Raw genomic sequence first — 12,915 nt, forward strand, 5'->3', positions numbered from 1 at the left:
TTTTACGCCCCCTTCGAGCTGTTGAAATCTTCGGAAAAATACTTAAGCGCACTCTTTACCGGGAACGGTGTCATGCCGCCCATGGCACACAGGGAGCCCTGGATCATGGTGTCACACAAGTCTTCCAGCAGCGCGATATTGGCGGCTCTGTTATCGCCCTCGATGATCTTGTCGATCACCTCGACCCCACGCACCGAACCGATCCGGCACGGGGTGCACTTGCCGCAGGACTCCTCGACACAGAACTCCATCGAGAAGCGGGCCTGTTCCGCCATGTTGACCGACTCATCGAACACCACCACGCCACCGTGCCCCAGCACGGCGCCGATCCGGGAGAAGGCCTCGTAATCCAGCAGCACATCGAATTGCTCCGGCGACAGGTAGGCCCCCAGGGGGCCCCCCACCTGCACGGCGCGCACCGGACGGCCACTGCGGGTACCACCGCCAAACTCATAGATAAGATCGCGCAGACTCTGACCGAAGGCCAGCTCCACCAGGCCACCCTGCTTGAGGTTGCCGGCCAGCTGGAACGGCAGTGTGCCCCTGGAGCGGTCAATGCCGTAATCGGCATAATATTCGGGGCCCTCACTGAAGATGGAGGGAATCGCGGCAAAGGTGAGCACGTTGTTGACCACGGTCGGCTGACCGAACAGGCCGACAATGGCCGGCAGCGGCGGCTTGGCTCGCACCATGCCGCGCTTGCCTTCCAGGCTCTCCAGCAGTGAGGTTTCTTCGCCGCAGATATAGGCGCCGGCGCCGAGCCGTACTTCCAGCTCGAAGCGACGCCCGCTGCCGGCGATATTGTCGCCCAGGTAGCCGGCGGCATAGGCCCGCTCGATGGCCTTGTTCAATAACTCATGGGCCAGCGGGTATTCCTCCCGCAGGTAGATATAGCCCTGGGTGGCGCCCACGGCCAGACCACTGATGATCATGCCCTCGATCAGCATATAGGGATCGGATTCCATCACCATGCGATCGGCAAAGGTGCCCGAGTCGCCTTCGTCGGCATTGCAGACGATGTATTTCTGCGTGGCCTGGGCATCGAGCACCGTTTGCCACTTGATACCGGTGGGAAACGCCGCTCCGCCCCGGCCACGCAAGCCGGATGCCTTGACATCATCCACCAGTTGCTGGCTGGAACGGCTGACCGCCTTGTCCAGGCCCTTGAAGCCGTCCAGCGCGCGATAGTCATCCAGCGATACCGGATCCGTGATGCCGATACGGGCAAAGGTCACCCTTTGTTGTTTTTTCAGATAGGGGATCTGTTCGGTCAGGCCCAGGGCCAGGGGATGGTCGACGGCGCCGCGCTCGAAGCCGGCGTCGAACAGGGAAGCGACATCATCCAGCTCGATCGGGCCGAAACCATAACGACCGTCATCGGTTTCCACCTCGACCAGCGGCTCCAGCCAGAACAGGCCACGTGAACCGTTGCGAATGATTTCAATATCCACACCACGCTGCTCGGCTTCGCGCCGGATCAGGGTCGCCACGTCTTCGGCGCCCAGGGACAGGGCTGTGGTTTCGTAGGGAACATAGACACGCAGGGTCATTATTTCAGCTCCAGTTTGAAGGTGGTCAACTCATCCACCAGGCGATCGAATTTGGCCGGACTCATGCGCCCCTTGATATCGTCACCCACCCGGATGGACGGACCGGTGGCACAGTTGCCCAGGCAATAGACCGCCTTCAGGCTGATATCCTGGTTCGGGGTGGTCTGATCGAAACCGATATTCAGCTTGTCCCGTACATATTGCTCAAACTCCCGGCCCCCCTGCGCCTGGCAGGCCTCGGCCCGACAGACTTCGATGACATGCCGACCCGGTTTCTGGCTTCGGAAATAATGGTAGAAGCTGATCACACCGTGCACATCGGCCTCGGTGCAACGTAAATGGGAGGCAATCACCCCGATGGCGGGATCGGGGATATAGCCAAAATGGTCCTGGATACTATGTAAGATGGGCAACAGCGCGCCAGGTTTATGTTTTATCGAACCGACGAGGTCTTCGATAGTATTAAGAACGCCTGCTTGAGTCTCATCCATAGCATCAACCTTATAAATACGGTCATGTCGGCACATCGGTATAAACCGCCATGAATTATTCTGTCCGCCCGGCCAGTCCTGGCCGGACAAATTACCATCAACCAAAATATGCCTTCCACCGGATGGTGGAAGGCATTGGTATTACTGCATCACTATTTACGCCGGCACCATACCATGGGGGTCGATAACAAATTTCTTCGCGACGCCACCATCGAATTCGGCATAGCCCTGGGCTGCCTGATCCAGGCCGATCACCTGTACGTTAACGGCATCGGCAATCTTCACCTTATCGAACAGGATAGCCTGCATCAAAGGCCTGTGATACTTCATCACCGGGCACTGGCCGGTATGGAAGGAGTGGGACTTGGCCCAGCCCAGTCCGAAACGCATGCTCAGGGCGCCATGCTTGGCGGCCTCGTCAACGGCCCCCGGATCTTCGGTCACATACAGACCGGGAATACCGATCTGGCCGCCGGCGCGGGTCAGGGCCATGGCGGAGTTCAGCACGGTGGCCGGCTGTTCCTTGCCATGGTCACAGCCGCAGCCGTGGGCCTCGAAGCCGACACAGTCGACGAAAGCATCGACTTCACGCTCACCCAGGATCTGTTCGATCTTGTCTTCCATCGAGCCTTCTTCGCGCAGATCGATGGTCTCGCAGCCGAAGCTGCGCGCCTGGGCCAGACGGTCCGGGATCATGTCGCCGACGATGACGCAGGCCGCGCCCAGCAGCTGGGCAGAGGCGGCCGCGGCCAGACCGACAGGGCCGGCGCCGGCGATATAGACGGTAGAGCCGGGGCCGACGCCGGCGGTGACACAACCGTGGAAACCGGTGGGGAAGATGTCTGACAGCAGGGTCAGGTCACGGATTTTCTCCATCGCCTGGTTCGGATCAGGGAACTTGAGCAGATTGAAGTCCGCATAGGGCACCATCACATACTCGGACTGGCCACCGACCCAGCCGCCCATATCCACATAGCCGTAGGCGGCGCCGGGGCGGGCAGGGTTGACGTTCAGGCAGATACCGGTCTTGCCTTCTTTACAGTTGCGGCAACGACCACAGGCGATGTTGAAAGGTACGGAGACAATGTCGCCCACCTTCAGAAACTCGACATCACGGCCGCATTCGATGATCTGTCCGGTAATTTCGTGGCCCAGTACCAGGCCGGCCTCGGCGGTGGTCCTACCGCGCACCATGTGCTGGTCACTGCCGCAAATATTGGTCGACACGACCTTGAGGATTACCCCATGGTGACAGGCGCGTTTACCTATGGACAGCTCGGGAAAGGCGATGGATTGCACCTCGACCTTGCCCGGACCGGTATAGACAACACCTCTGTTTCCGTGAATTGCGCACATAATGAACATCCTTTTTGCTTAACGGGAGTCAACGCCGGCACCTGAGCTGGGCGTCACAGACCGCGACAGGCAGCATCATCAAGGCCCCTGTCAAGGTAACCGACAGTAAACAGCCGATACACTTTCGTAACATTGCTGAATAAGGCACCGGCATGTCAGAACACGACATGTCCTAACGCAGGGGGAAGAATTGAGGGATAAGTGAAAAAGCAGCCATCAGTCCGCCCTTAGCCGGATACCGGGTCGGGAAGCGGCTGCCGGGATGAGGATTCAGGGGGGCGCCGTTAGGTTGGCAATAAAAGCGAGATAAGGGTGGTGAGCCCGCGGTTAATCATGCACCGAAGCGGAAGACAGGGCGGGCCGACGGCCCCGCCCTGTGCTGTATTCGACGCCTGTTATCCTCTGGCAGCGTCACGCCCGTGACCGGTGCCGTTATAGACGGTTTCGTCCAGCTCGTTTTCGCTCTTGCCGATCAGCACGGACACCATAAGGTCCCCACAGACATTCACGCTGGTGCGGGCCATGTCGAGGATGCGGTCGATGCCAGCCACGATCGCCAGGCCTTCCAGAGGCAAGCCTACTGTTGTCAGCACCAGCGATAGCATGATCAGGCCGGCGCCGGGTACACCGGCGGTACCAATGGAGCCCAGGGTGGCGGTCATGATGATCAGGATGTAGTCGGACATAGCCAGATCCACGCCAAAGGCCTGGGCCACGAACACGGCGCAGATGCCCTGATAGAGGGCGGTGCCGTCCATGTTGATAGTGGCGCCCAGGGGCAGCACAAAGCTGGACACGCCTCGGGACACGCCCATTTCCTCACGGGCCGCCTTGATGGTGGCAGGCAGGGTGCCGGAGCTGCTGGTGGTGGTGTAAGCCACGGCGGCCGGGTTGATCAGGCCCTTCAGGTAGCACACCGGGTTGAGGCGACCCAGCATGCCGATCAGGCCGCTGTAAACCACCAGCACGTGCACCAGCGAACCCACATACACCAGGGCAATCACCTTGATCAGCGGCAGCAAGACCTCCAGGCCGTACTTGCCCGCCACCCAGGCCATCAGGCCGAATACGCCGTAGGGGGCCAGCTTCATGATCAGCTCGGTCAGCTTGTACATGCCTTCGGCCAGGCTTTCAAACAGCCGTACGGCCGGCTGCGCCTTCTCGCCACACAGGGTCAGGGCAACACCCAGCCCCAGGGCAAAGACGATGATCTGCAGTATGTTGCCCGCGGCCATGGCGCCGATGGGATTTTGCGGGATCAGTGCCAACAGGGTCTCTACCAAGGACGGCGCTTCATTCGCCGTCACCGGCTCGGTAATGGTCATGTTCATGCCGGCACCCGGGGTGAACAGCAGTGCCAGCGCCAAGCCAATACTGATGGCCACCGCCGTAGTGCCCAGGTAAAGCACCACCGACTTGAGGCCGATGCGGCCCATCTTGCGGGTGTCCTGCATGGAGGTCACGCCCACCACCAGGGAGCAGAATACCAGCGGTACGATCAGCATCTTGATCGCATTAATAAACAGTGTGCCAATCGGCTTTAACAGCTCGGCGTCCGGGCCCATCACAGTGCCCGCGATCACGCCCAGCACCATGCCCACCAGAATTTTTTTCCAGAGCGCCAGTCCGCTCCAAAGGCCGGTACGGCCCTGCTCAATTACTGTCTGTTCCATCATCGGTTCCTTGGTTTTTGATGTCGAGGTATGCAGCCGGACACGGCCCTGGCGGGTGCGGTCCGAACCATCGGTATCTGGCGTTCACTCGCCAATCCCTTACCAAATACAGGCAAGGGCCATGCCAGCTTCTGGAAAGAAATTAAGTAACTGTTTCTTAATTAATTTTTAATTAAAACTGGCTGAAGCAATGAAATGGAAGGGATATAACCAGGGTTATGGACAGCAGCACCATAAAACGGAAAAATTATTTTTATCAACAAGATAGACAGGATAACCCGGGCTATAACATATCACCCGGGTTATGGGGGTTATCAGGCCTGGTCGGCTGCGGCCTTTTTCAGCCGCTTGCTCAGCGCCGGCTGGGAAATACCCAGCAGCCGGGCGGCGAGCGACTGGTTGCCCTGGGCGCGGCGCATGGCTTCGGCCACAAGCAGGTCGCCCACCTCATTCAGCCTGGGCAGGGTCGGCATCTGGCTGAAGGGGGCGGGCTCTGCCTCGCCGTCCGGTACCGGTGGCGTTTCCTGCTGGCCCAGGGCCTGCCGGAACACCTCCATCGACAGCATCCTCGACTTGTGCCGGCTCATGGCGTCATAGGCCAGCGCCCGCAGCTCCCGCACATTGCCGGGAAAACCGTAATTGGCCAGCAGCACCGGCAGCTCCCTGGGCAGGGTGGGCACGGTTTTGCCCAGCTCCGCCGCCGCCTCGGCCAGAAAGTGCTCCAGCAACAGGGGAATGTCTTCCTTGCGCCGGCGCAACGGCGGAATTTCCACCTGATGGGTGCGCAACCGGTAATAGAGATCCTTGCGGAAGCTGCCTTCCTGCTGCTTGCGGGCCAGATCCTGATGGGTGGCCACCACCACCCTGGCATGAATGCGCTTGGGTCTGTCGCTGCCCAGGGGGTAATACTCCCCTTCCTGGAGCAGCCGCAGCAGCTTGACCTGGGAGATCAAGCTCAGATCCCCGATCTCGTCCAGAAACAAGGTGCCGCCCGCGGCCTGCTCAATCATGCCGGCCCGGGCCCGGTCGGCGCCGGTAAAGGCGCCCTTGTGATGACCGAACAGGGTATCGGCAAACACATTGTCATCCAGCCCCGCCACGTTCACGCTGACCACGGGCCCATTACGGTTGCTCAGGGTATGAATGGCATGGGCAATCAACTCCTTGCCCACGCCGCTCTCACCGCAGATCAACACCGGCTGGCTGCTGGCCGAAATCGCCTCCAGATACTGAAACACCGAGCGCATGCCCTTGTCCCGGGTAATGATGCCGGCAAACACCTCAGGGCGCTCCAGGGTGTCGGTGAGAAAGCGCCGACGCATCTCCTGGTTTTCCAGGCGCATTTCCTGACTGGCGATGGCCCGGCGAATACCGCCGATCAGGCGATCTTCTTCCGTGGTCTTGACGAAATAATCATAGGCACCGAGACGAATGCAGTTCACCGCCGTTTCCAGCTGATTGAGCCCACTAACAATGATCACCGCGATCTCGGGATATTCCTCCACTATTTGTTGCAGCAGGGTCTCACCCGACAAGTGAGGCATGGTCAGATCCAGCAGCACCAGGCCAATGGGCTCGCGGGCGATGATGTCCATTACTTCTCGGCTGTCTTCGCAGCGGTAGAGATGGTTGATGCCGCCCCGCCGCTCCAGGGCAATACTGAGGCTGCGCAGAAAGGGGGCTTCATCATCCACCAGCAGCACGCCGAAGCCGGGATAGAGGTTGTTCTTGATCACGATGGGATTCCTTTGATCGCGGGCAGCGTCAGGGTGGCGCGGGTGCCCCTGCCTGGCTCGGATTCATACTCCAGCCGGCCGCCATGCTCCTGCACTATGCCGGCAGACACGGACAAACCCAGCCCAATGCCGCCCTGCTCACGTTTGGTGGTAAAAAACGGATCCTTCAACCGGGACAGGTCATGGGACGCTATGCCCACCCCCTGATCGGTAATTTCCAGATACAGCTCGTTGCGCGGTACCCGGTAGCCGGTGCGAATGAAAATGCCCTGCTCCGGACTGGTCAGGGCCTGACAGGCATTGACCACCAGGTTAATCAGCACCTGCTCAATGCGCTGGGCATTGCCCCTGAAGTGAGGCAGCCCCGGTTCGCAGTGCACTTCCAGCCGCTGGCTGGACTTACGAATGGTGTTGTCGACCAGACGGATCACTGTGGCTACCAGGGCGTTGAGATCCACGTTTTCGGTGAGCTCGGCCGGCCCCTGGCGGGCAAAGTCCCGCAGATCATCCACAATGCGCCGAATGCGGCCGACGCTGGCCTGCATGTCGTCGAGCATGGCGGGCAGCTCCTCGCGCATGCGGCTGTAGGGCAGCCCGGCCAGGTCAAAGTCACCCTGCTGCTGATATTGCGCCTCAAGCAGCGCTTCCAGATCCTCAAAGGCATCTTTCAACACCGGCAGGTTCAACAGCAGCAGGCTGCTGGGGTTGTTGATCTCGTGGGCCACTCCCGACACCAGGATGCCCAGGGAAGACATCTTGTCGGCCTGGATCAGCTGCTGATGCTGTAGCTGCAGCTCCTCACTGCGCCGGGCCACTTCCCGGGCCAGCATACGGTTCCAGATGACGATTCCGCCCAGCACCACCAGCAGCACCGCCGACACCAGGGCGGCGGCCAACCCGATTTTCTTCCAGGGCCAGCCGTCCTGCTCCAGCGGGCCCAGCCACTTGTCGTAGATTTGCTGATGGCGGCCGGTGTTCTTGAGAATGGCCAGACCCTCGCTGAACCCGGCCAGCAATGCCTCGTTGCCCTTGGCGACCGCATAGCCATAACGCTGGGGCCGAAAGGGCTGCCCCACCGGCACCAGGTTGGAGAGCTCCAGCTCGCGGCCCAGATACAGCCCCGGCAGGTTGGCAACCAAGGCATAGTCGTGCTTGCCCGCCGCCAGTAACCGCAGCCCGATGGCATGGGTATCGACCAGCACCAGTTTTGCGCCCACGTCGTTGTGCAGCAGGTGGTCGTGCATAATGCCGCCCCGTTGCACTATCACTTCCTTGCCGCGCAATCCAGCCAGTTCCCTGGCCTCGCCATCGCCTTTGCGAGCAAAAATGGACTGATACACAATGGCATGGGACGGCGAAAAGCCGTATTTGTCGGCCCGCTCGCTGGAAAAGGCCATGCCCTGCAGGACATCCAGCTCGCCCTCGGCCAGGGCCTGGCGCATGCGGTTCCAATCCCCCAGGCGAATGTCTACCTGCATGCCCATCACTTCCGCAATGGCGCGGGTCAGCTCTACGTTGTAGCCATCGGGCTCGCCGTCTTCATTGAGAAACTCATAGGGCGGGTAATCATGATCGCCACCCACCCGAATAACACCGTTTTTGTACGGCTCCGCCGCCATGGCGACGCCCAGGGCCAGCCCCCACAGCAACAGGCACGTCCAGAGCCGTTTCATGTTTTCGGCTCCGCCCGGCCATAATTTTGCTCACACACCTGCCAGAAGGCTTCGGCGGTGTCGGACAAGGGCCGACTGCAGCGATAGAGGCACACATTGAGCGGCAGCTGCCAGCTTACCCCGCCACAGATCACCAGAAAGCCCTGGCGCAGTTCCTCCCGAATGGCAAAGCTCGGCACCCAGGCAATGCCCATGCCCTGCATGGCCATCACCTTGAGGCTGTCGGCCAGGGGCGACTCAAACGCCTGGCGCAGGGTGACCCTGCGCGGCCGGCTGCGCAACAACCGCTCCACACAGCGACCGAGAAATATTTCCCCGGGGTAGCCCAGGTAAGGCAGGGTGGCCCCGTCGGCGGCGTCCAGGTTGAAAATGGCCCTGCCCTCTTCGTCTGCCCGGCACACCGGTACCAGCTGTTCGGTTTGCAGCTCAAAGCGGTGAAAGTGCGCCGGGGCCAGGGAGGGATCCTCAAAGGCCAGCAGAAAATCGCAAATGCCGTTTTTCAGGGCCTGCACGCTGTCATCCACGTTGGCCACCAGCTGGCGGGTGCTGATGCCCTCCAGCTCCTGACGAAATGACTGCAAAAAGGCGGGAAACAAGGACAGCGACAGGGTGTGAGACACGGCAAAGTCGATGGTGTGGGCGCCGCACTGTTTCATGGAGCGCAGGTGGCTGATGCTGTCGGCCAGCTGGGTGACCAGGTTCCGGGCCGTAATGCGAAACAGCCGCCCTTCATCGGTGAGTTGCACCGGCATGCTGGTCCTGTCGACCAGCTCGCAGCCCAGGGCGGCCTCCAGCGCCCGAATGCGCCGGCTGAAGGCGGGCTGGGTCATATGCCGCTCCTCGGCAGAACGGGAAAAGCTCTGGGTATGGGCCAGGGAGAGAAAGTCTTCCAGCCATTTTGTTTCTATGTTCATGCACCACCCTTGGCTCAGTCACCCGCAGCGTCGGTCATCATACTGACCGGTTCAGGCGGCATTATATCATTCGACGGCGGTGTTTCTCAGGGCAATATTGCGCCATGCCAACCCCGCACCGGGTATAACAAACCGGCATAACTGCGCCATCTCATTGATATTACAACCCCTGCTCAGCTGTTATGCAGGCCGGACATAGGGGGTACCCAAACGGCATTGTCGGTGCCATGCCCGACTGTTTTAGGCTGCGAAAAACAGCCTGGAGACCCCCTTATGAGTTCCCTTATCGGCATCCTTGGCGGCATGGGCCCGTTGGCCACCGTCGACTTCGTTACCAAAATCATCCACCAGACCCCTGCCACACGGGATCAGGATCACCTGCCCCTGCTGGTGCACTCGGTACCCCAGATCCCCGACCGTACCGCCTGCCTGATGGATAACAAGGAATCCCCCCTCGAGGCCCTGTTGCTGGGACTGAACACCCTGATCAGCGGCGGCGCCGGCTGCATTGCCATTCCCTGCAATACCGCCCATTACTGGTATGAGCCCCTGGCCCGCGCAAGCCGCGTTCCCATTTTGCACATTGCCCATGCCTGCGCCGAGGCACTGGCACGGGAGCAGGTCACCTCCGTTGGCCTGCTGGCCACCGACGGCACCCTGAAGGCCGGCTTTTATGCCCGACACCTGGCGGAGTTTGGTATTAGCATGACAATACCCGATGCGGCGCTGCAGCAACGGGTGATGGAAGGCATCTATCTGGTCAAGTCCGGCGCCGTGGATCGGGGCGCCCGCGTACTGGACGACTGCATGGCCGAAATGCTGCAACAGGGTGTGGAGCGGGTCATTCTGGGCTGCACCGAAATTCCCTTTGCGCTGGATGCCATCGGTTCGGCTCATGCCAGCCTTGGCATGGATGCCACCAAAGCCCTGGCGGCCGCCTGCGTGCAATGGCATGGCGCCCGGCAGATGGCGGTGGCGGCGTAAGGACAGGAAGATGGTTCGGAGCGGGCTGACAGCCCGCCCCGGCGTCAGTCTACGGAATATTTCTCCACTTCCCGACGCCAGCGGTTTTCCAGGCTGTCCAGCTGGGTCGCGCCATATATGGCACGGTCCGCGCCGGAATACCAGGCCCACAACTGATTGCCAAAATCGTAATGCCACCATTCGCTGGGCAGGTTGGTAAACCCGGCCGCCGTCATCACGCCATACAGCAGGCGACGGTTGTTAATGACCTCTATCTCCCTGACACCGGGGGCAGCAATCTCCTCGAAGGCATGGGTATGTGACCAGGCGCTGGCTTCATCAAACTGGGTCCCCATATCCAGCATCAGTCCCTGGCGGTCCACCAGGGTAACATCGACCGAACCGCCGGTAAGATGGGGGCTGGGCGCGTCCGCCCGGGTACTGGGCAGCGAGACAAACTCCCGGGTCATCTGTTCCAGCTCGGCTGCCCCCTTATTCGGCAGGCGGGTTTCGAGGGCATTATACAGGGTGTCATACAGATACTGTTGCACCCCATAAGGCCGCCAGCTGTCCAGCAGCAACAGCGATATGCCGGCGGGCAGTGCCTGGGCGGCCTGCAACAGCCGTTGGTAGACACCGGTGCGCACATGGCATTCGGGCACGGCATTCGGTATGCCCATCTTGTAGTAGGCCGGATATACCTGTAGCGGCGCCGGTGCCAGGCTGACCGGTACCAGCGGCTCCTGGCACTCTGCGATGGCTATCTTGATCACGTCCGGCCAAAAGGGATCCGGGGTCAGGGGTATCCGGGTCTTCATGCGTAACCTCCCAGGACTCCCGGCAACCACAGGGTCAGTGCCGGAAACAGGATCAACAGCAGCAGCACACCCAGGGCAAGCAGCACAAAGGGCCAGATGGTTTTAAACAGGGCGGTGATCTCGAGCTTGCTGACCGCCGCGGCCACAAACACGCAGGCGCCCATGGGCGGCGTGATCAATGCGATGGTGATATTCAGGGTAATCACCACGCCCAGGTGCACGGGGTCGATACCCGCGGCCATGGCGACCGGCACAAAAATAGGTGTCAGCAACATCAGCGCCGAGACTTCTTCCATAAACATGCCGGTGACAAAGGTGATGGCGCTCAACAGCAACAGTACCAGCACCGGCTGTTCGATAAAGGGTTCCAGCAAGGCCACGAATGTCTTGGGCACCTGGGCATAGGACAACAGCCAGCTGATGGCTGCAGAGGCCGCCATGATCAGGAAGATGGCGCTGGTCAGGCGGGCCGTTTCAACCAGAGCAGACCAAAAACGAGCCAGGGAAAGCTGACCCGCCACCAGACCGACCATTACCACGTAAAGCACCGTCAAGGCGCCGGACTCGGTCGGTGTTACCACCCCGAGCACGATGCCGCCCACGATGATTACCGGTGCGAGCAGCGCCGGCAGGGCGCCCCAGCCGGCTGACCACAGCCGGGCCAGGGTCGGCTTTTCACCCGATACGGGCAGCCCGGCTCGCCGGGCATAGACCCAGTTCATCATCATAAAGGCGCATCCCAGGATCACGCCGGGGACCACCCCCGCCAGAAACAGGGCGCCGACCGAGGTATTGGTCAGCGAGGCATAGAGGATCATGAAGATGCTGGGGGGAATAATGGGGCCTATCAGCGAGCTACCGGCGGTCAGCCCCGCCGCATAGGGTGCCGAATAGCCTTCTTTCTTCATCGCCGGCACCAGCAGGGAACCGAGTGCCGAGGTATCCGCCACCGCCGAGCCATTGACCCCGGCGAAGAACACGCTGGACACCACATTGACATAGCCCAGACCGCCACGCCAGTGGCCGACCAGGGTCCTGGCCAGGGTCATCAGCCGCTGGGTCAGGCCGGCGCTGTTCATCAGGTTACCCGCCAGGATGAACAGGGGAATCGCCATCAGGGAAAAGACATTGATGCCGCCAAAAAATTGCTGGGGCAGCATGCGCCCTATCATATCCGCATCGATAAAGAAAAAACCGACCACGGCGGTAAGCAGCAGTGTCAGGAACAGGGGCACACCCAGCAAGATATGCACGATAAAGGTGGCAAACATCGCCAGGGTCATAACTGCAAATCCTTTCTTTCGAACGGGCCACGCAAGATGGCGAACAGAAACAGCATAAGGAAACCAAGCGGCATGCTCAGCATCGGCCAGGTTCGGCTGATACCAAGTCCCATGGTGGTAAAGCGGCCGACGGAAAACGCGTAATGCCAGGAAAACCAGGCAAATGCGCCACTGATCACCACGGTAAGCAACCACTGGTAGAGTTTCAGCGCCGAGGCCCACTTCGACGGCAGCTTCTGTTCCAGCAGGTTGATGCGCATATGTTCATTACGAATCCACACCACACCGGCCGTCAGCAGCACAGTGCCGATAATCAGAAATCGGGAAAGCTCATCCATCCAGATGGGTGAGCGGCCTGCCAGGTATCTTGCGGCCACCCCATAGAGCAGCACCATGAGATTGCTGGCGATAAGCAGGCCTGCCAGGGTTTCCGACACGCGACTCAATACACGAAGGGT

Annotated in this window: 11 protein-coding genes; 1 reads left to right on the forward strand and 10 read right to left on the reverse strand. The window is 60.5% G+C overall.

Annotated elements, in window-relative coordinates; genetic code table 11:
• Positions 1 to 2: 2 nt before the first annotated feature.
• The 7 genes from DCS96_RS09045 to DCS96_RS09075 form a co-directional block, all read right to left on the reverse strand.
• Positions 3 to 1,550, reverse strand: a complete 1,548-nt coding sequence (locus DCS96_RS09045) for a formate dehydrogenase beta subunit (RefSeq protein WP_116473957.1) — start codon at positions 1,548 to 1,550, stop codon at positions 3 to 5.
• On the reverse strand, positions 1,550 to 2,077 hold the full coding sequence (locus tag DCS96_RS09050) for a formate dehydrogenase subunit gamma (protein ID WP_332870194.1): 528 nt from the start codon (positions 2,075 to 2,077) through the stop codon (positions 1,550 to 1,552). Before DCS96_RS09050 ends, DCS96_RS09045 begins: the two co-directional genes overlap by 1 nt.
• A 120-nt stretch (positions 2,078 to 2,197) precedes the next feature.
• On the reverse strand, positions 2,198 to 3,397 hold the full coding sequence (gene fdhA / locus DCS96_RS09055) for a formaldehyde dehydrogenase, glutathione-independent (RefSeq protein WP_116473959.1): 1,200 nt from the start codon (positions 3,395 to 3,397) through the stop codon (positions 2,198 to 2,200).
• Positions 3,398 to 3,792: 395 nt separating this feature from the next.
• Positions 3,793 to 5,070, reverse strand: a complete 1,278-nt coding sequence (locus DCS96_RS09060; RefSeq protein ID WP_116473960.1) for a dicarboxylate/amino acid:cation symporter — start codon at positions 5,068 to 5,070, stop codon at positions 3,793 to 3,795.
• A gap of 314 nt (positions 5,071 to 5,384) precedes the next feature.
• Complete coding sequence (locus DCS96_RS09065; RefSeq protein WP_198649971.1) at positions 5,385 to 6,806, reverse strand: sigma-54-dependent transcriptional regulator; 1,422 nt, start codon at positions 6,804 to 6,806, stop codon at positions 5,385 to 5,387.
• On the reverse strand, positions 6,803 to 8,479 hold the full coding sequence (locus tag DCS96_RS09070) for a transporter substrate-binding domain-containing protein (protein ID WP_232818212.1): 1,677 nt from the start codon (positions 8,477 to 8,479) through the stop codon (positions 6,803 to 6,805). Before DCS96_RS09070 ends, DCS96_RS09065 begins: the two co-directional genes overlap by 4 nt.
• Entirely contained in the window at positions 8,476 to 9,393 is a 918-nt protein-coding gene (locus DCS96_RS09075) for a LysR substrate-binding domain-containing protein (RefSeq protein ID WP_116473961.1), read from the reverse strand. The genes DCS96_RS09070 and DCS96_RS09075 overlap by 4 nt, the downstream gene beginning before the upstream one ends.
• Positions 9,394 to 9,666: 273 nt before the next feature.
• Here DCS96_RS09075 and cuyB point away from each other — a divergent pair, with 273 nt between their 5' ends.
• A complete protein-coding gene (gene cuyB, locus DCS96_RS09080) occupies positions 9,667 to 10,377 on the forward strand; it encodes a cysteate racemase (RefSeq protein WP_116473962.1) in 711 nt (236 codons plus the stop codon).
• 44 nt (positions 10,378 to 10,421) lie between these two features.
• Here cuyB and DCS96_RS09085 read toward each other — a convergent pair whose 3' ends face one another.
• From DCS96_RS09085 to DCS96_RS09095, 3 genes are read right to left on the reverse strand one after another with little or no spacing between them, the layout of a single operon-like run.
• A complete protein-coding gene (locus DCS96_RS09085; protein WP_116473963.1) occupies positions 10,422 to 11,174 on the reverse strand; it encodes a M15 family metallopeptidase in 753 nt (250 codons plus the stop codon).
• Positions 11,171 to 12,457, reverse strand: a complete 1,287-nt coding sequence (locus DCS96_RS09090; protein ID WP_116473964.1) for a TRAP transporter large permease — start codon at positions 12,455 to 12,457, stop codon at positions 11,171 to 11,173. The genes DCS96_RS09085 and DCS96_RS09090 overlap by 4 nt, the downstream gene beginning before the upstream one ends.
• A complete protein-coding gene (locus DCS96_RS09095) occupies positions 12,454 to 12,894 on the reverse strand; it encodes a TRAP transporter small permease (protein WP_198649972.1) in 441 nt (146 codons plus the stop codon). Before DCS96_RS09095 ends, DCS96_RS09090 begins: the two co-directional genes overlap by 4 nt.
• Positions 12,895 to 12,915 lie beyond the last annotated feature (21 nt).

It is taken from the genome of Zobellella maritima (assembly GCF_003075035.1).
GTDB lineage: Bacteria > Pseudomonadota > Gammaproteobacteria > Enterobacterales > Aeromonadaceae > Oceanimonas > Oceanimonas maritima.

What these genes read in the sequence shown, in the direction of transcription:
- DCS96_RS09075 (WP_116473961.1), bottom strand. Translation starts at nt 9,393, where the DNA reads ATGAACATAGAAACAAAATGGCTGGAAGACTTTCTCTCCCTGGCCCAT.
- DCS96_RS09070 (WP_232818212.1), bottom strand. Translation starts at nt 8,479, where the DNA reads ATGAAACGGCTCTGGACGTGCCTGTTGCTGTGGGGGCTGGCCCTGGGC.
- DCS96_RS09060 (WP_116473960.1), bottom strand. Translation starts at nt 5,070, where the DNA reads ATGGAACAGACAGTAATTGAGCAGGGCCGTACCGGCCTTTGGAGCGGA.
- DCS96_RS09045 (WP_116473957.1), bottom strand. Translation starts at nt 1,550, where the DNA reads ATGACCCTGCGTGTCTATGTTCCCTACGAAACCACAGCCCTGTCCCTG.
- fdhA (WP_116473959.1), bottom strand. Translation starts at nt 3,397, where the DNA reads ATGTGCGCAATTCACGGAAACAGAGGTGTTGTCTATACCGGTCCGGGC.
- DCS96_RS09050 (WP_332870194.1), bottom strand. Translation starts at nt 2,077, where the DNA reads ATGTGCCGACATGACCGTATTTATAAGGTTGATGCTATGGATGAGACT.
- cuyB (WP_116473962.1), top strand. Translation starts at nt 9,667, where the DNA reads ATGAGTTCCCTTATCGGCATCCTTGGCGGCATGGGCCCGTTGGCCACC.
- DCS96_RS09090 (WP_116473964.1), bottom strand. Translation starts at nt 12,457, where the DNA reads ATGACCCTGGCGATGTTTGCCACCTTTATCGTGCATATCTTGCTGGGT.
- DCS96_RS09085 (WP_116473963.1), bottom strand. Translation starts at nt 11,174, where the DNA reads ATGAAGACCCGGATACCCCTGACCCCGGATCCCTTTTGGCCGGACGTG.